This window comes from Sphingobacterium paramultivorum, assembly GCF_014109745.1.
In the GTDB taxonomy this organism is placed as follows: Bacteria; Bacteroidota; Bacteroidia; order Sphingobacteriales; family Sphingobacteriaceae; genus Sphingobacterium; species Sphingobacterium paramultivorum.
In genome coordinates this window covers 3,177,515-3,197,402 of record NZ_CP058555.1, presented here as the reverse complement: position 1 = coordinate 3,197,402, position 19,888 = coordinate 3,177,515, and the positions used below count along the sequence as shown (strand labels likewise).

9 protein-coding genes are annotated in these 19,888 nt (G+C 42.6%); 8 read left to right on the top strand and 1 reads right to left on the bottom strand.

The features are described 5' to 3' along the window. Nucleotides 1-10: 10 nt before the first annotated feature. The 7 genes from HS960_RS13635 to HS960_RS13605 all read left to right on the top strand — a co-directional run bounded on the left by HS960_RS13635 (nt 11) and on the right by HS960_RS13605 (nt 12,164). The gene (locus tag HS960_RS13635; protein ID WP_182333004.1) at nt 11-2,980 is read left to right on the top strand and encodes a SusC/RagA family TonB-linked outer membrane protein; all 2,970 of its coding nucleotides are present in this window, start codon (nt 11-13) and stop codon (nt 2,978-2,980) included. An 11-nt stretch (nt 2,981-2,991) separates the two neighbouring features. Further along, nucleotides 2,992-4,587 carry a RagB/SusD family nutrient uptake outer membrane protein gene (locus HS960_RS13630; RefSeq protein WP_182333002.1) on the top strand — a complete coding sequence of 532 codons (1,596 nt, stop codon included), beginning with the start codon at nt 2,992-2,994 and terminating at the stop codon, nt 4,585-4,587. 166 nt (nt 4,588-4,753) lie between these two features. After that, nucleotides 4,754-5,773, top strand: coding sequence for a SusE domain-containing protein (locus tag HS960_RS13625; protein ID WP_182333000.1), 1,020 nt, complete (start codon nt 4,754-4,756; stop codon nt 5,771-5,773). 6 nt (nt 5,774-5,779) lie between these two features. Then, nucleotides 5,780-7,639 carry a glycoside hydrolase family 13 protein gene (locus HS960_RS13620; protein ID WP_182332998.1) on the top strand — a complete coding sequence of 620 codons (1,860 nt, stop codon included), beginning with the start codon at nt 5,780-5,782 and terminating at the stop codon, nt 7,637-7,639. Between the two features lie 33 nt (nt 7,640-7,672). Continuing rightward, nucleotides 7,673-8,320: a beta-phosphoglucomutase gene (gene pgmB, locus HS960_RS13615; RefSeq protein ID WP_182332996.1), complete on the top strand. Its 648-nt coding sequence runs from the start codon at nt 7,673-7,675 to the stop codon at nt 8,318-8,320. Nucleotides 8,321-8,428: 108 nt separating this feature from the next. Beyond that, a complete protein-coding gene (locus tag HS960_RS13610) occupies nt 8,429-10,738 on the top strand; it encodes a family 65 glycosyl hydrolase domain-containing protein (RefSeq protein ID WP_182332994.1) in 2,310 nt (769 codons plus the stop codon). 100 nt (nt 10,739-10,838) lie between these two features. After that, a complete protein-coding gene (locus tag HS960_RS13605; RefSeq protein ID WP_182332992.1) occupies nt 10,839-12,164 on the top strand; it encodes an MFS transporter in 1,326 nt (441 codons plus the stop codon). A gap of 227 nt (nt 12,165-12,391) precedes the next feature. Here the strand turns inward: HS960_RS13605 and HS960_RS13600 are convergent, their stop codons facing one another. After that, nucleotides 12,392-16,348 (bottom strand): hybrid sensor histidine kinase/response regulator transcription factor, encoded by a 3,957-nt coding sequence (locus HS960_RS13600; protein ID WP_228280333.1) that lies wholly within the window; start codon nt 16,346-16,348, stop codon nt 12,392-12,394. A 434-nt stretch (nt 16,349-16,782) separates the two neighbouring features. Here HS960_RS13600 and HS960_RS13595 point away from each other — a divergent pair, with 434 nt between their 5' ends. Next, complete coding sequence (locus tag HS960_RS13595; RefSeq protein ID WP_182332990.1) at nt 16,783-19,767, top strand: SusC/RagA family TonB-linked outer membrane protein; 2,985 nt, start codon at nt 16,783-16,785, stop codon at nt 19,765-19,767. The last annotated feature ends 121 nt before the right edge of the window (nt 19,768-19,888 follow it).

Sequence of the window (19,888 nt, the reverse complement as noted above, 5' to 3'; positions counted from 1 at the left end):
CAGTTATTTTATGAACAAACAGCTATCACGTCCATTTTGGGCTCTGAGCATGCTACTCGGTGTAAGTGCTTCGGCATTTGCGCAACAGGCAACGCTAAAAGGGCGAGTAATGGACCAGAAGGGGAGTTCCTTGGTCGGTGCTACACTGCGCTTCGAGGAGATTCAAAAATCACTGTCTACCAATGCGAATGGGGATTTTAGCTTGGATAGACTACAAACAGGGAAATTACGTCTGAAAGTAAGTATGGTCGGATACGCGACCCTGGATACCTTGATCCAGGTCAACGATGGACAGCATCCGTTAAACCTTTACCTTAAATCCAATACCAGTGCACTGGAAGAGGTTGTGGTGATTGGTTATGGTACACAAAAGAAAAGTGACCTGACGGGTTCAATCAGTACAGTATCTGCAAAAGATTTTCAAAAAGGACAGATCTCCTCGCCAGAGCAACTCATTATGGGCAAAGTTCCAGGCGTACAGATTACAACAAGTGGGGGGCAGCCGGGCGCAGGAAGCACAATCCGTATTCGTACCGGAGCTTCATTGAACGCCAGTAACGATCCGTTAATTGTCGTAGATGGAATTCCATTGGCAGGTGGTTCTGTATCTGGGGTAGCTAACCCATTAAGTTTGATTAACCCAAATGATATCGAGACATTTACAATCTTGAAAGATGCCAATGCAACAGCCATCTATGGTTCGCGGGCGTCGAATGGGGTTATTTTGATCACGACAAAAAAAGGCAGCCGCTCAGGAACACAGATCAACTTCTCTACACAGAATTCATTGGCTACCGTAGCCAATAAAGTAAAGTTGCTCAACGCCGATCAAATCCGCGATTATGTCAATACAAATGGTAGTGATGCCATGAAAAAGTTGTTGGGAACAGCAAATACCGACTGGCAGGATGTGATTTATGGCAATGCATTTACAACGGATAATAACGTTAACATCGCTTCCAAAGCGGGCAATATGCCTTACCGTATCTCTGCGGGCTATATGAACCAGGATGGGGTATTGAAAAATGATAACTTAAAACGAACTACTGCTGCATTGGCATTAACGCCAAAATTTCTGGACAATCATCTTTCATTGGATGTAAATGTCCGTGGTACCTGGTCAAAATCGAAATTTGCGACGCAAGACGCAATCGGAGCTGCCATTCAGTTCGACCCGACTCAACCTGTCTACGTGGATGATAAAAATAGTTTTGGCGGGTATTATGAGTGGATTCAGGGGGGGAAACCTAATCCCAATGCACCACGAAATCCTTTAGCCTTGTTGGATTTACGCAAAGATAATGGTGATGTGTTTAGAAGTATCGGAAATGCAAAGGTGGATTATAGTTTTCATTTCCTGCCGGAGCTGCATGCCAACTTAAACGTTGGATACGATCTGGCGCGTTCGAAAGGGAACACATTTACACCTGCGATAGCTGCACGTAATTTTAATGAAGGGGGTGAAAGAACCCAGTATAAAACCGATATCAACAATAAAACGCTGGAGTTTTATTTAAAGTATGATAAGGAATTACCTACAATCAAAAGTACGATAGACGCGACATTGGGCTATGGCTACTATAAAAATAGCAGTAAGGTTTATAATTTTAACCGTACAAATGCGGAAGGTGATAAGATCCTAAATGAGCCAACGCGACCTTTTGATAAACCCGAAAATCTGTTGATCTCTTATTATGGGCGTCTGATTTATACCTATGACAATCGGTATGTTCTGTCGGGAACCTTGCGGTCGGATGGTTCTTCACGTTTTAGTCCTGATAACCGTTGGGGATATTTTCCTTCTGTCGGATTTACCTGGCGCGCCAAAAATGAAGGCTTTTTAAAAGATATAGCTGCAGTATCCGAACTGAAGCTCCGTCTAAGTTATGGAAAAACCGGGCAGCAAGATGGCATCGCCAACTATTCTTATCTGCCTAATTATACCATCAGCGGCAACGAGTCGATGTATCGCTTTGGTGATGAATACTACTATTTAAATTCACCTGTGGCCTACGATAAAGACATTCGTTGGGAAAATACAACAACCTATAATGCCGGAGTTGATTTTGGCTTTAGCAACAATCGGGTCTATGGTAGCGTGGATTATTACTCGAAAAAGACCAAAGACCTGCTCAGCACGATTCCCGTTCCTGTAGGCTCTAACTTTAGCAATTTCCTATTGACCAACGTGGGTAACATGGAAAACCAGGGGCTGGAGTTTAATGTACACTTCGTCCCACTAAAAACAGATAATTCGACCTTGGACATCGGTTTTAACCTAACTTATAATAAGAGTAAAGTAACCAATCTGACACAGAGTGATGATCCAAACTTTATTGTAGAGACAGGTGGTATCCGTGGTGGTACAGGCGGAAATATCCAGGCGCATAAGGTTAATTTCATGCCAAACAGTTTCAATGTTTTCCAACAGGTATATGATGAACAGGGGCATCCTGTCGAAGGTGTCTATGTTGACCGTAATGGAGATGGCGTTATCAGCGATAACGATCGCTATCTGTATAAATCACCGTTACCGAAATATCTTTTGGGTTTTACAGCGGCATACAGCTACAAAAAATGGTCGGCAACAACGGTATTGCGCACAAATCTGGATAATTATGTCTACGACAATGTTTCCTCTAATTTGGGAAGCGGGGCAAATATCAACGATCAGGCTGTTTTGGTGATCAATAATGCACCCGTGGATTTTTTTAATACCAATTTTCTGCTCAAACAGCTAAGAAGTGATTACTACATCAAGAACGCTTCGTTTTTGAAAATGGATAATGTGAACCTGAGTTATAACCTTGGAAAATTTATCCGGAATAGTAAGGCTTCAATGTCGATTTCTGCAACTGTACAAAATGTATTTACGATCACCAATTATAAAGGTGTTGACCCCGAGATATCTAACGGTATAGACGATCGCTTTTATCCGAGGCCAAGGACTTATGTATTGGGTGTAAATGTGAGTTTTTAAACGATATAACAATGAAAAAATTAAATAAATATATAGGTGTATGCTTGCTGGCTATAGCACTGAGCAGCTGCCATAAGGATTTGGATCTAAAACCGACCAACGACGTAACTGCAGATGTGGCCTATAAAGATTTTAAAGGCTATACCTCATCTTTCGCAAGATTATATGGATCATTGACCTTAACCAGTACATCGGGGCCGAATAACTCTGATCTGGGAGGATTGGATGCCGGTACATCGGATTTTTTACGCCTCTTTTGGAACGCACAGGAACTTACGACCGATGAGGCCGCCTGTGCCTGGCTCAATGATTCGGGGATTAGCGGACTGGATTACCTCGATTTTGACGATAGCAATCCCATGCTGCGCGGTCTTTATACCCGCTGTGTCTATAGTGCCACACTTGTCAATGAATTTTTAAGAGAAAGTACAGATGCTAAATTGGCCGAACGCGGTATTTCAGATGCCGATAAAAAAGAAATCGCTTATTATCGTGCCGAAGCAAGATTCTTACGTGCTTATAATTATTGGGTGCTGCTTGATTTGTTTGGAAATCCACCATTTGTAACCGAAGAAACTCCTGTCGGAAAAGTATCGCCGCCCCAGATCAAACGACCTGAACTTTTTGCTTATGTAGAGAAAGAGCTGTTGGAAGTTGCAGGCCAGCTAAAAGGTGCCAAACAGAATGTATATGGTCGTGTAGATCAAGTTGCGGCATGGGGGCTGTTAGCTCGTTTATACCTCAACGCAGAAGTTTACCTGGGTGCTGGTAATAAGAAATATACCGAAGCGATTACATACGCAGAAAAAGTACTGAACTCGGGCTATAGTTTGGGGATAAATTATCGGGAGCTCTTCTACGCGGATAATGATGTGAACAACCCCGAATTTATTTTCTATCTGCCTTATGATGGTACCAAAACACAGAGCAAGGGTGGTACAACTTATCTGATCAATGCAGCTATTGACGCAACCATGGATCCCACTTCTTTCGGTGTACCCGGCGGCGGTTGGGCCGGAAATCGGACACGTGACAATATCGCAACGATTTTCGGTGACTACACTGGAGCAACGGACAAGAGGGCAATGTTTCACTTAAATACAAGCGTGAAAATTGAAGATATCGCTGTCTATAAGCAAGGGCTGGCGGTTACCAAATTCCGCAATGTGAACAAGGACGGAAAAACTGCTCCTCCGGCAGCTGAAGGTTTCGTTGCTTCGGTGGATTTCCCGTTGATCCGTTTGGCAGAGATGAACTTGATCTATGCTGAGGCTACCCTGCGTGGCGGCTCTGGCGGCAGCTTGGCCAAAGCACTGGACTATGTCAATAAACTGCGTGTACGTGCCTATGGAAACAACAGTGGGAACTTAACGAATCTTTCTTTGGATGATATTCTCAATGAGCGTGTGAAAGAATTATACTGGGAAGGATTTAGACGTTCGGATTTAATCCGCTATGGCAAATTTACGGGTGATAATTACCTCTGGCCTTTTAAAGGTGGTGTGCTTGCAGGTCAGGCAGTTGCCGGGTATAGGACGCTGTTCCCACTTCCTGCTTCGGATATTATTGCGAACTCCAATCTTGTACAGAATCCAGGCTATAATTAATCAGCATCGGACAGGAAGAACGGCGAGTCTCTTCCGGTCAATGTAGCCTTACCTGTAATAAGACAATTGTTGACAGATGAAACCGGGCAATACATATTGTTCGACGCATTGGCGAATGGTCAGTTACCTGGGCTTTCATCAGCTATTGAAAACAAAAATTAAACAGATGAAAATTAGACACTATATCGGAATCATGCTGCTATTTATAGTGGCGTTCCAAAGTTGTAAAAAAGACGAGACGCGCGCTATATTGGCTAGCGGGGAGAGCATAAAGCCTGCAACTTTAAGCCTCGATAAAACGAATGTAACCTTGTCAAAAGATAACGCAAAGGATACGGTACTGCACCTCAATATGATTCAGCCTGACTTTGGTTTTCAGGCCGCAGTAACCAACGTCCTGCAGTTTGCACTTAAAGGAGACAATTTTAAAACAGTAAAAGAAGTTGTCATTCCCAACGGTCGGACAAGCCTTGGATTTACAGGCTATGAATTGAACAGCTATTTACTTTCTCTTGGTGTTCCGACGGGAACGGCTTCGGACTTTGATGTACGCCTCAAGTCGAGTATCAATACTAAAATTACGGTGGTGTTTTCTGCGTTAGCTAGTCTTAAAGCAATCCCTTTTGCTTCGACCAGCTATTTGTATGTTCCGGGAGCTTATCAGGGATGGGATCCGGCCACTGCTGAATCGATAGTCTCCCCAACAAGCAACGGCATCTATACGGGCATTATCTCCTTTCCGGAAACGAATTCGGAATTTAAGATAACGACAGAGCGCAATTGGGCAAATTCCTATGGACAGGCTGCAGATGGTAAACTCGCTTTTAATGGCGGTGGAAATATAAAGGCTCCCCGTGCAGGAAATCTGGAAATAGAAGTCAATACGACAGCAAATACCATTTCATTTAAAGATCACAATTGGGGCATTATTGGTAGTGCCACGCCTAAGGGCTGGGATGCCGATACGGATATGAAATTCGACAATGCCAATCAGGTATGGAAGCTCACAGTGAGCTTGACTGCAGGCGAGATCAAATTCCGTAAAAACCACGATTGGGGAACGAATTTCGGCGGAGCTAACGGCAGTCTGATTGCCGGCGGGGCCAATATCGCGGTTGCCAATGCCGGTACGTATGATATCGTCGTGGATTTCAATGCAAATACATATACGTTGACGAAGAAATAAAAAACGATGTTTAAACGAAATAAAAAGATTACCACAGTATTCGTGGCACTAACGGTGCTTGGATGGAGCCCCCTAATGGGGCAATCCATCCAACGCGTAGAACCTTTAAACTGGTGGGTAGGAATGGAAAATCCGACCTTGCAGCTTGTTGTGTATGGACCTCAGATAGGGAAAAGCGAGGTACAGGTGGAGGACAAAGGGATAGAACTTGTCAAAGTCAATCGCGTAGAAAATCCCAACTACCTGTTTTTGGATGTCAAGGTGGCTGCTTCCGCCAAACCAGGATGGTCAACTTTTACCTTTAGCCAAGGAAAGAAAAAACTAACCTATCGTTATGAGTTGAAGCAAAGGGATCAAGAAGTAAAAGCACAGGGTGTGAACAGTGCTGATTTGATCTACCTGATTATGCCCGATCGTTTTGCCAATGGAAACAAAGGAAATGATCAGGTGAAAGGCATGTTGGATATGAGTTTAAACCGAGACTCGATGTATCTGCGTCATGGCGGTGATCTGGAAGGTATTATCGGAAAGCTGGATTACCTACAAGATCTTGGGGTGACATCATTGTGGTTGACTCCTGTGTTGACCAATGACATGCCCCAGGCTTCATATCATGGTTATGCCAACACCGAAACCTATCATATTGATCCCCGTTTTGGTAGCAACGATACCTATGTCCAATTGGGTGAACAGCTGCATAAACGTCAGATGAAACTGATTTTTGATGTGGTGCCCAATCATATCGGAAGTTATCATTGGACGGTAAAAGACAAACCGATGGCCGACTGGCTCAATGAATGGCCTACCTATACGCAGACATCTTACAAAGACCAGACAGTTTTTGATCCTTATGCCTCGGCAGATGACAAAAAGAAAATGGTCAAAGGCTGGTTTGTTCCCACAATGCCCGATATGAACGAACAAAACCCATACGTTCAAAATTATCTGACCCAAAGCCATATCTGGTGGATAGAGACTGCGGCAATAGATGGATTCCGAATTGATACCTATCCGTACAATGATCTTGATTTTATGGCCAAATGGACAGATCGCATTCTGCAGGAGTATCCAAAATTCACCTTTTTTGGTGAAACATGGGTACATGGTGTGGGGAACCAGGCCTATTTTCTGGGTGGAAAACGAGTTGGCCAGGATGTCGATTCCAAGCTGATGGGTGTCACGGATTTTCAGCTTAATTATGCCATAGGTGATGCACTCAACCAAAAGACAGAATGGACAGCCGGAGCCAATAAATTGTATTCAACGCTCGCTTCAGACTTTCTGTACCCACGTCCCGAGCAAAATGTGCTTTTTTTGGATAACCACGATAAAGATCGTTTTTTCTCCGTTGTCGGTGAAAATGTGCAGAAATATAAATCGGCAATGGCTTGGCTTATGACAACAAGGGGCATCCCACAATTGTACTATGGGGCGGAAATTCTGATGAAGAATTTCTCAAATCCAGATGGCTTGCTACGGGAAGACTTTCAGGGTGGTTTCGCGGGTGACAAACTGAACAAGTTTACCGCAGTCGGAAGGACTAAGGCAGAGCAGGATATGTGGACTTTTGTTCAAACGCTAGCCAATTATCGTAAACAACATGCTGTATTACAAACTGGTAAAACGATGCAGTATGTGCCCGAAGATGGTGTGTATGTGTATTTCCGCTACAACGAGCAACAGACGGTTATGGTCGTGATGAATTGCAATGATTCGACGAAAGAGATCAAACTGGATCGTTTTAAGGAAAGAAACAGCAGGGTCAGATCCTATGTTGATATTATCCAAAAACAGGAAACCACTCCAGCTGACAATACCTTGAAACTGGAAGCTTATGAGACTAAAGTGTTGGAGCTTAAGTTTTAATACAATTTAAAATTCTATAGAATTCATTTTTCAATGATTAATTATACTACTGTAAAAGCCGTAATATTTGATTTGGACGGTGTGTTGGTGGATACGGCAATCTACCATTTTCAAGCTTGGCATAGATTGGCCGAAGACTTGGGCTATTCGTTTTCCATTGTTGACAATGAGCAGCTGAAAGGTGTCAGCCGGATCGAATCCCTGGAGCTTATTTTAAAATGGGCCGGGGTGGAAAAGTCCGAAGCTGAAAAAGCGGATTTACTGGTGCTTAAAAACCAATGGTACCTGGAGTTGATTGAACAGCTGAGTCCTGACCACTTGCTTTCGGGTAGTTTGGAACTTTTAAAAAAGCTACAGGAAAAGGGAATTAAGATTGGACTTGGTTCGGCCAGCAAGAATGCAATGGGTATCCTTGAAAAAACCGGAATTATACCCTATTTCGATGCGCTGATCGATGGGAATGTAGTGCAGCTTTCTAAACCCAACCCGGAAGTTTTCCTTAAGGGGGCCAAGGTTCTGGAGATTGTGCCGGCCCACTGCCTGGTGCTGGAAGATGCGCAGGCTGGAATAGATGCAGCACGGGCAGCCGGTATGCAGGTAATAGGTGTAGGCCTGGAGGAACATCTAAAGGGAGCGGATTTGGTCGTAGCGGATTTAGGGACCTTAGTCGATAAATTTTAAAATTTAGGAGAAATTCAATAGCGGAAAGCATGCTGTAGATGGTATCGGTAAATAGGGCAATCATTTATTTGCCTTCGATTCCGAGCATGCAGTGAAAAAAATAAAAAGATGAAAACATATATCAAACATAACCCTTGGCAAATTATCGAAGATACATTTCGCCCCGAACATAATGAATTTTCGGAAAGTATCTTCGCTATTGGTAATGGTCGGATGGGGCAGAGGGCTAATTTTGAAGAAGAATTCAGCGGGAAATCCTTGCAAGGGTCGTATTTGGCCGGTATTTATTATCCGGACAAAACACGCGTAGGCTGGTGGAAAAATGGGTATCCGGAATATTTCGCCAAGGTCATCAATTCCATCGATTGGATAGGCCTGCATATTTTGGTCAATGGGCAGGTGCTGGATCTGAACAAAGTTACGGTCAAATCTTTTGAGCGCCGACTGGATATGCAGCATGGCGTTTTGTACCGCAGTTTTATCGTGGAAATGCCAGACGGAGCACAGCTTAAGGTAGAAGCAAGCCGGATGTATCATCTGTTTGCTTCCGAAACAGCTTCATTGCAGTACAACATCCAGGCGCTTTCTGGTCCAATTGCATTGGAGATCAGGTCGCAGTTAAATGCTGAAGTCGTTAACCGTGATAGTAACTATGACGAGCAATTTTGGGAAAGTACAGCGCAGGGTAGGGATGGTGAAAATACCTTTGTGGTAGCGCGCACTAAGAAAACGGGGTTTGAAGTCTATGCCATGCTTACAACGAGCGTAACTGGTCCAACAGCGGTCGTGGAAGTGCAAGATACCGTTGCAAGTCCGGGCTGTATGACAGAGATCTATCAGACGGATCTTGCCGAATCTCAAATTTGTCGTGTTGAGAAGCGCGTTGCCATTGTCACCTCGCAGAATCACCTGCCGGCTCAGCTAAAAGAGGCTGCTTCGGTTAATCTACACCAATTGAATGGGCTGAGTTATGAGCAGTTAAAGGCTCAACAGGCAGCAGCCTGGCAAGCGATCTGGGCAGAAAGTGATATTGAAATTAGTGGTGATGTCGCAGCGCAGCAGGCAATACGCTATAATATTTTCCAGCTTAACCAGACGTATACCGGCGAAGATGAGCGCCTCAATATTGGTCCTAAAGGTTTTACAGGTGAAAAATATGGTGGTGTTACGTATTGGGATACCGAAGCATATTGTATTCCATTTTATCTCGCAACACAGTCACCAAAGATTGCCCGTAATTTGTTGATTTATCGTCATCAGCAATTGGAAAAGGCAATCGAAAACGCCGCTAAACTCGGCTTTAACCGGGGCGCTGCACTCTATCCCATGGTTACGATTAATGGTGAGGAATGCCATAATGAATGGGAGATTACATTTGAGGAAATTCATCGCAATGGAGCTATAGCATTTGCGATCTATAATTATGTCCGTTACACCGGAGATCAGGATTATATCTGGTCACATGGATTGGAGGTTTTGGTTGCGATAAGCCGTTTCTGGGCACAGCGTGTCAATTGGAGTGCCGATCGCCAGCAATATGTTATGTTGGGCGTGACGGGACCAAACGAGTATGAAAACAACGTAAACAATAACTGGTACACCAATCGTATTGCTTCATGGTGTCTGCAATATACACTGGACTGTTTAAAAAAGCTGGCTCAGCTGAGCGACGGGAATGCTGACGTACTGAAAGCGAAGTTGGCCGTAGCATCGGGAGAACAACAAAAATGGCAGCACATTGTCGATAACATGTATTATCCTTTTGATGCGCAACGGAATGTGTATTTGCAGCAAGATGGCTTTTTGGACAAAGAGCTGATTCCTGTGGCAGAACTTGATCCATCGCATCGCCCTATTAACCAGCATTGGAGTTGGGATAGGATTCTGCGTTCCTGTTATATCAAACAGGCCGATGTATTGCAAGGTTTTTACTTCCTTGAGGATCAATTTGACCTGGAGACCCTAGGTCGACATTATGAATTCTATGAGCCTTTTACGGTGCATGAAAGTTCGCTCTCTCCCTGCGTACATGCGATATTGGCCGCTAAATTGAACAAGCCGGAAAAAGCGTATGAATTCTATCTGCGCACCTCACGTTTGGATCTGGACGATTACAATAACGATACCGAAGACGGTTTACATATTACGTCTATGGCGGGTACCTGGATGACAATCGTAGAGGGCTTTGCAGGAATGCGGATTAAGGGCGGACAATTGTATTTAAATCCGATGTTGCCCAAAGAATGGGAAGGATATAAATTCCGGGTGTTATTTCGTGGAGCGACTTTACTGATTGCAGTAGATGCCGATGGCTATACGATCGAAAATGTCAGTGATACTGCAGTCCATATCCAGACGGCAACCGAAGCTTTCGTGCTGCCTGGGCAAAGCAAAAAACAGGTGCTTCAGCTGAGATAAACCCTAGTTTTCAGTAGTGAAAGAACCTATCTTATGCTGCTGAAAATAGGGGTTAAATGGTAATTAAATTGTATTTTGTCTTAAATTTTGATAGCCTATTATGGGAAATAAACCTGAATTAAGCATTAGCCAGGTCATCAATATGAGTTTTGGATTTCTGGGGATACAAATGGGTTTTGCTCTGCAAAATGGCAACGCCTCCCGTATTCTCCAAACATTTGGTGCTGATGTGGAGCATCTTTCACTTTTTTGGCTTGCAGCTCCGATTACAGGGATGATTGTACAGCCAATTATAGGCCATTATAGCGATCGAACCTGGAATAGATTGGGCCGGCGGCGACCTTATATTTTGGTGGGGGCACTGTTGACTACCCTGACTTTATTTTTAATGCCCAATGCGGCATTATTGACAACATTATTGGCGCCACTTTGGATCGGTGCAGGCTTATTGATGTTTATGGATGCTTCCATCAATGTGACGATGGAGCCTTTTCGGGCGCTGATCGGTGATAATCTGCCGAGCAGTCAGCGGAGTCTGGGCTTCTCGGTACAGACCTTTTTAATCGGGATTGGCGCTGTCCTTGGCTCGCTACTTCCCTTTATGTTGACGAAGTATTTTCATGTAGCAGGGACTTCTGAAGCCGGGCAAGTACCGAGTAATGTTATCTACTCCTTTTATGTAGGCGGTTTTGTCCTGCTTCTAACGGTGTTATGGTCTGTGTTCAAAACAAAAGAGTACTCACCAACAGAGCTTCAGACTTTTTCGGATGCGGTTGCTATTGAACAGGATGCGGCACCAAAGTTTGGTTTGCGTTCTATCTTTAGTGATATCGGTAAGATGCCATTGATCATGCGCAAATTGGGCTGGGTCCAGTTTTTCTCCTGGTTTGCCCTTTTTATGATGTGGGTGTATACAACTCCTGCTATTGCTGATTCGGTTTTTTACCTGCGGGAAGGAAATCGGCAGGATCTCTATATGGAGGCTGCCAATTGGGTAGGTGTGCTTTTTGGTATTTACAATGGAGTCTCGGCCTTGTATGCCTTGTTTATTCCGCGGATAGCTAAACATTTTGGGCGTGGAAAAACACATGCTTTTGGGCTTTCCATTGGTGGGCTTTCGTTAATTTCATTATTTCTGATCAAAGATGCCAATCTACTGATTCTTCCTATGATCGGTATTGGTATCGCTTGGGGAAGCATTTTGGCAATGCCTTATGCAATTTTGAGCGATCATTTGCCTACGGGTAAAATGGGAGTTTATATGGGGCTATTTAATTTTTTCATTACCCTACCTCAGATTGTGTGTGGATTTTTTGGCGGAATGATCATCAAATATTTTTTTCATAGCCAATCCATTTATGGCTTGTTGTTGGCCGGCATATTTATGTTGCTGGCGGCATTCTTTGTTCCAAAGAGTAAGAATTAAGTTCATGCCATTATCGTAGACGTAGGCTAAACCCGCTACGTCTACGTTTTTTTTTCTTCACTAGCGTCTTTCAATAAGATTTTCGAGTTCCTTGTATTTGTCCCCGATTCTTTCTTTACCTAGGGGCTATTTCTTTCTTTATCAAGTGCCTATATTCTTTCGGCATCTCGGGAACAGTTTTTACGCCATTGGAATAATATTCTTCCTGGTACTAGAACTGGTGTTCATCACTTGCTGTTTTCAAGAATATAGCTGCTTGGCGACATGCCATAGTGCTTATGAAAGTCCCTTGAAAAATTGGATTGTACGGTATAACCGACCATCGTTGATACCTGGGTGATGTTATATTCTTTTTGGGTGAGTAGTTCTGCCGCCTTTTTCAATCGTGAAATATTGATCAATTCATTGGGCGTGAGGTCGGATAGTCCTTTGATTTTACGGTAAAGGGTTGGACGGCTCATATGCATCAATTTGGCCAGTTCATCCACATTGAGATCTATCGTTGAAATATTCTCATAAATAACCGTATTCAGCTGACTGATAAAATCTTTGTCGGGTGCTGAAACGTTAATATCCATTAAATTGGAGCTGGAAGAATTGGTTAGGTAATTCTTGATAATTTTACGGTTTTTGAGGATGTTGCGTATCTGTACCATGAGGAATTCAAGCGAAAAGGGTTTTTCGATATAGGCATCGGCACCATTTTTTAATCCCTGAATTTTTGAATCCAGCGCATTTTTTGCCGTCAGAAAAATCACGGGAATATGGCTATACAGAATATCTGTTTTGATGCGTTTGCATAGCGCCAGACCATCCATAATGGGCATCATAATATCTGTTAGTACAAGTTGTACATTCTCTTGGTCTAATATTTCGAGGGCCTCGGCACCGTTCCCTGCCCGTATAACAGTGTAGCTGGTTTTCAATTCTTTATTGAGGTAGGCCAATATTTCTTTATTATCCTCGACGAGCAGAATCACCGGCTTTTCTTCCTCCTGTTCATCGGATCTATCATTCAATACATGATCGTCGTTATCTTCCTGAAAAGATTTGATGTCGAGCGATTGTTCTTGAAAAATTGGGATCGATAGCAGGAATATATTGCGGTTTTCCTCTAGATGTACAAGGGATAAGTTTCCTTGGTGCAATTCGACCAGGGAGCGAGATAAAGGAAGGCCAATGCCCGTCCCCGTATCTTTATCGGATTCATTTAAGCGATAAAATGGTTCAAATATTTTTTCCCTTTTCTCAAAGGGAATGAGCTCACCATCATTCTTAAACTCGATATTGAACATAATATCATCGCTATTAAAAGGGAGGAGTTTGACATAGACTTCTTGATCCGCATATTTGATAGCGTTGTGAATCAGGTTGGTAAATATTTTTCGAAGGGCTTCCTCATCCACATAAGCCGTGAGACTGATACGCGGGAGACTGAGGTCATAGTGCAGCTGTTTATCTTTTGCGAGATAATTTAAATCGTGAAATACTTCGGATAGGAGGGCATTAATATCCGTTTTAGTAAAAATAAGGCTCATATTGTTGGTTTCTGCTTTTCTAAAATCCAGTAATTGGTTGGTGAGGCGAATTAATCGTGCCGTGTTTTTTTCAATCAGAGCAAGGTCTTTGGCTGTGTCGCGATCGGTAAATTTATGGTTATTGATTATTTTCTCAAGGGGCATTTTGATCAGCGTGAGTGGCGTACGAATTTCGTGGGCCAGGTTGGTGAAGAATTCCAGCTTGAGGTTATATATTTCCTGTTCTTTTTTTCGTTCATAACTATCCATCTTTTGGGCATTGTTGGCCTTTATAAGGAGAAAGTAATACCGTAATACGAGCAATGCAATGGTGCCGAAGCTCAAAAAATAAAGTAAGTATGCCCAACCTGACTGCCACCAGGGGGGCGAAACGATGATGAGCAGTTTTTTTTCATCCGGATTCCAGACGCTGTTGTTATTTGCACCTCTAAACTTAAACGTATAAGTGCCCGGAGGAAGTTTATTGTAATAGATTTTTTGGTTGCCTGTAATATCGGTCCAGTCTTTATCGTAACCTTCCATGATATAACGATAAGGATTGCTCTTTGGGGAAACAAAGCTCAAGGCGGCGATATTGAAGCTAATATTGGAATTGTCGTAGGTCAGTTGGATCTCTTCTGATAGGGAGATGGATTCTTTCAGTATGCCATTTTCACGAACCGGTACGCTCACATTGTTAATCTGAATGCCGCTGATGAATATAGGTGGAATAAAGCTGTTCTTAATGGATTTTGTAGGGTTGAAGCTAACCATTCCTTTAATCGTCCCGAAATATAAAGTCCCGTCGCTATCTTTGTAAGCCGAATTATAATTAAACTGATCTGCAGGAAGCCCGTCTCTCGATGTATAGATGACCCTACGCGGAACACCTTCGTCCAGTCTGACCAGTCCACCACCGGTAGATATCCAGATGCTCCTGTTGTCATCTTCCAGGACCTTGAATACCTGATTAGAAGGTAAGCCGGATTCGGTCAGATAATTGGTGAAGCGCCCATCACGACGGTATTTTGAGAGGCCGCTTTCGGTGCAAAACCACAAGTTATTTTTGCTGTCTTCAAATAGACCGTTGACGTAATTATTGACGAGTGTATTTTGTTTACCTTGTTCGGATAACAGATGCTGAATTTCTCCCGAACTGCGGTTATATTGGTAGACCCCACTACCGTAGGTGTTGATCCAAAGTATACCATATTCATCTTCATAAATGCCTTGTATCCATGCGGTAATTGGAAGGAGGTCAAAACTGTCGCTATTTTTGTTGTAGCGGTATAGTGCGCGGTCTGTCCCGACAAACATGCTGTTGTCTTTAGACTTATAGAGGCATACGGCAAAGCTGCTTTGTAAGGGGCCTTTGCCGATACGATCATAGTGTTTTTTTAGTTTTCCGGTTTTTACGTCGAGAATGTCTAGTCCATGTGTTGTAGAGCCTACCCAAAGATCGTCGCCGATTGTTGCCAGGCCATGAACATTGTTATGCGCTATACTTCCCTTTTTTCCATTGGCAAGGAAATGCTGAATCTGTTGTGTTTGAGCATCAATTTTGTTCAGGCCGCCATCTTCTGTTCCTATCCAGAAATTTCCATAGCGATCTTTTTTGATATCGTGTACAATATTGCCTGATAGGGCCGATTTTCCGAATCCGGATAGATACTTTTTGAAATTGTCGAATTGGTTGCTGTATTGGTTAAAGCCGCCGAAAAATGTTCCAAACCAGATATTATCTTCACGGTCCCGATAGAAATTCAGGACAGCATTGTCAGATATAGCAAATGGATTGAGCAGATCTTTTTTGATGTGCTGGCTCTGACCCGTGTGAATATCATAGGTATATATTCCAGTTTCTGTTCCGATCCAGTATACTGACTCCGTTTGTTGAATAATACAGTTTGCCTGGATGACTTTATTGGGGTAATGACTTGCAAATAGATTTTTTAACCGGCCGTTTTTGAAATCAAACAAATAAGCCGAATTGATTGTCCCGACCATCAATAGGGAATCATTGATGGCGTAAACGGTTTTTGTATTTGCCAATGCTTTTCGATCGATCTTTTTAAGGTCAACTTCGACAAATTTGCTCGTATTTACCTGATACCGTTGTATGGTACTGTTATTGTCCGTTGTCCACAACCCGCCTTTTTTGCTGCTGGTAATCGCTACAATGGTATTTTTGTTCTGATCAAATGGAATTATTTCTGTTGTATAAGAATTATAGCGATAAAGTTTTCCGTTCGAAAGTAACCAGATAAAACCGGCGTATTCGTGTATGGCATTTACTTCACCGATTGGTACACCCCTGAATGCTGTAAAATTTTCTTTAATGGGATCGTAACAATAGGTACCGCGTGTGGTTCCCACCCATAGCACTCCTTTACTGTCTGTGAGAATACTTAAAATGGACGAACTTCCGATACTTGTAGAGTCTGAAGCATTGTGTCTAAATATCTTAAATTGATTGCCATCAAAGCGATTGAGACCATTCCTTGTCCCTAACCATAGAAAACCCTGAACATCCTGTGTAATACATTTGACCGTGCTATTGGAGAGACCGTCGTGGGTTTGATAATTTTTAAAATAGATCGATTGTGCCTGCACGTTAATACATGCTAGCAAGATATATAAAAGGAGTATGGTGGTTATTCTTTTCAAAACTGATTACGTTGAACTAAAAATAGTCAATTAAAAGATAAAAAAGAGTTTTACTGATACGCTTTGATATAAAATTGAGACGCTCTGATTGGACTAGCTACAAGGATTTATGCATTTTTATAAAACAATAATAACCAAATATAAACGTATGTTTCGCCCTAGAATTATGACAGGTAAGTCCTGTATCCTTGTTTTTCAGTTTGTTAGGTTTTTGTTTTTACATGTGAGACATTATGTTCACGATACTTTGGTTTTGAATTTTGGCTTTAAAGGCCTTGATACCGAGCGCTACGTCTTTGCCATTATTGGGGAAGACTATACGCATTTCAAAAGGGCTTTGGAGCCTAAAAAATACCATTAAAAATCACTTAGTATCATTTGTGTATCCTAGATGCATGATATAAAAATCAATTAAACCACCAATCAAAAAGCGTATGAAAAATAAACTACTTGCACAATGCGTAATGACGCTTACATTTTTGCTTGTATCTTTTATTGTAGTTGCCCAGACGAAAGTCTTGAAGGGAAAGGTTGTAGATGAGACTCAAGGTCCATTGGCAGGAGCTACAATTAAGGTAAAAGGGGGAACCGCGGCTACAACAACAGACACGGAAGGTTCCTTTACATTTACTATTCCCAGTGAAGCGAAAACGCTGGAAGTATCCTTTATTGGATATACTTTAAAAGAAGTACCCATTGTGGGAAACGATATCACCGTAGCGCTGGAACCTAGTGCCGGTCAGGGCCTAGATGAGGTCGTTGTGATCGGTTATGGTACCGCCCGTAAAAAAGATCTAACGGGGTCTATGGTCACTATTGGAGCGAAAAACTTCAATAAGGGGATCATGACGAGTCCCGATCAATTAATACAAGGAAAGACACCAGGGGTTATGGTGATTAATAATACGGGGCAACCTGGCGGATCAACCACAGTACGTATCCGTGGAAACTCATCGATCCGGGCCAGTAACAACCCATTATTTGTGCTGGATGGTGTGCCTATGTCGGGTAATTCGCCTCTGCCCGAAGGAAGAGGAGGCTTTTCTTCCGACAGAGGAAATCCTTTGACTTACTTGAATCCGGGTGATATTGCTAGTATGGACATCCTTAAAGATGCATCGGCTACGGCAATTTATGGTTCACGTGGGGCAAATGGCGTTGTCATTATTTCGACGAAAAGAGGTAAAGTAGGGCAGCCCGAGGTTTCTGTAGGAGCCTCAGCAGGAGTTTCGACCATGCGGGAATATCCTGATGTATTAGATGCTGCTCGATTTAGAGAAGCGTTGAAATATTATACACCATCTGAAGTCGCAAATGCCGATTTCGGTGGCAATGAGGATGCTTTTAAAGCGATCACAAGAAAAGCGATCACGCAAAATTACTATGCTGATGTAGCTGGCGGAACCGAGTATGGTAAGTATCGCCTTTCAGGTGGATATTTAAACCAAAACGGTATTATTCGTGGATCACAGCTGAAGAAATACACAGCCAATTTTAACGGGAATTTCCGTTTTCTGGAAAACAAACGATTGGGATTGGATTTTGCAGTCTTTTTGACGCAAATGGATAATAAATACGCACCGATCAATGCGATGGTAGGTTCGGAAGGAAATGTGATTTCCCAAGCCTTACAATGGAATCCGACACGACCATTACGGGACGATCAAGGCAATTTAACCTTTGTCAGTTCAACTACGCGAAACCCATTGACAAGTATTGACGCCTTTAAAGATTTGGCGACAACAAATACCATGGTAATCAACTTGGCGCCATACTATAAAATTACAGACGATTTGGAATATCGCTTTATCTATAGTGCAATGCGACAAACTGGAAACCGTGAAGGTATGTACCGCGCAGGACTTATTGATCCTTCAGCTGTGAACAATGAGCAGGCCTTTATTTCCAATAATGGAGAAACCAACTTGCAAATGACGCATATGCTCTCTTACAATAAACAAATCAATTCAGATTGGAGTGTTAATGCGGTAGCAGGTTACGAGTATTTGGATTATAACTACAACAACAACATTTCCTTTGGCGGTGGATTTCGTTACATGGGACTAGATTATTTTGACTATCTACAATATACACCTGTTTCCACGCGTGAAATATCGTCGTATAGAAGTCCAACCAACCAATTGCAATCACTTTTCTTGCGTGGCGGATTCAATTACTTGGATCGCTACTTATTGACTGCAACAGTAAGAAGGGATGGCTCGACGAAATTTGGTTCAAACAACAAATACGCCATGTTCCCTTCATTGGCCGTTGCCTGGAATGTGAATCAGGAAGAGTTTTTGAAATCTACCGGTATTTTTGATCAGTTGAAAGTAAGGGTAGGCTGGGGAAAAACAGGTAACCAAGAATTTCCATCGGGGGCATCGTTAAATAGGCTGGTTTTTGGTAACCAAAGTGTAAGCCAGGCAAACTATGGTAATCCTGATTTGAAATGGGAGACTTCGACCACGATCAATGCAGGTATTGATTTTGGAATTTGGGGTAACCGTCTGTATGGATCCATTGATTATTTTAATAAAAAGACCACAGATGCACTATTTGAGCAAACTCTTGCACAGCCAGCTCCAGCAGGGCGTATCTGGGTGAATTTGGATGGCGAGATTGTAAATAAAGGGGTTGAGATCGCGTTGACCGGTACAATTATTAAAAATGACAATTGGACTTGGGATTTGACAGGTAATGCAACTTTCCTGAAAAACAGTGTAAGTGGTCTAGTTGGCTATTACGAAACAGGGGCATTGCGTGGACAAGGTTTTTCAGGTGTATTGGGACAACGTATGACCAATGGACAACCATTGAATGTATGGTACTTAGCCGATTACCAAGGTATTGATCCGCAGACAGGCATGAGCATGTATCGCGGACAGGATGGTAGTATCAGTACGGCCAACGACCCTGCAATTAATAAATTCTATATGCACAGTCCAAATCCGACGACCTTATTGGGTATTTCTACCAACGTAAATTACAAACAGTTTTCTTTGGCTGCCAATATGAATGGTGCTTTTGGACATTATCTATTCAATAATACGGCAGCGACGACTTTGGGATTGAGTAATCTGTCATCACGTAATATCGGTTCAGCATTCTTTAATACGGCTGTAAAAGAGTCTACTTCCAATTCAGCAGCGCCTTCGACGCGATTCCTTGAAAAAGGTGATTATCTAAAAATGGCCAATCTTACTTTAAGCTATCGTGTTGGAAATGTAGGTAGAACACTTAAGAATTTAAATGTATCCCTTACTGGACAGAATCTTTTCATCATCACGAAGTATACAGGATTTGATCCTGAGGTGAATACAGATGGTGCAACAAATGGTATTCCTTCGTTGGGTATCGAATATTTACCCTATCCACCGGCAAGAAATATCCTATTGGGGGTTAACTTCTCACTTTAAGCGTATACTGTAGATCATAAAAAGAGGAGAGCGTCAAGATGGATTTAAACGTATTAGTGAATGAATAAAAATGAATAAATCTGATCGCCCCATTACGAATGAAACACCAAAGGCAGTATGA

Bases quoted from the DNA above. Each gene is read 5' to 3' on its own strand.
- HS960_RS13620 (WP_182332998.1), top strand. From the start codon at position 5,780: ATGTTTAAACGAAATAAAAAGATTACCACAGTATTCGTGGCACTAACG.
- HS960_RS13595 (WP_182332990.1), top strand. From the start codon at position 16,783: ATGAAAAATAAACTACTTGCACAATGCGTAATGACGCTTACATTTTTG.
- pgmB (WP_182332996.1), top strand. From the start codon at position 7,673: ATGATTAATTATACTACTGTAAAAGCCGTAATATTTGATTTGGACGGT.
- HS960_RS13630 (WP_182333002.1), top strand. From the start codon at position 2,992: ATGAAAAAATTAAATAAATATATAGGTGTATGCTTGCTGGCTATAGCA.
- HS960_RS13625 (WP_182333000.1), top strand. From the start codon at position 4,754: ATGAAAATTAGACACTATATCGGAATCATGCTGCTATTTATAGTGGCG.
- HS960_RS13605 (WP_182332992.1), top strand. From the start codon at position 10,839: ATGGGAAATAAACCTGAATTAAGCATTAGCCAGGTCATCAATATGAGT.
- HS960_RS13610 (WP_182332994.1), top strand. From the start codon at position 8,429: ATGAAAACATATATCAAACATAACCCTTGGCAAATTATCGAAGATACA.
- HS960_RS13635 (WP_182333004.1), top strand. From the start codon at position 11: ATGAACAAACAGCTATCACGTCCATTTTGGGCTCTGAGCATGCTACTC.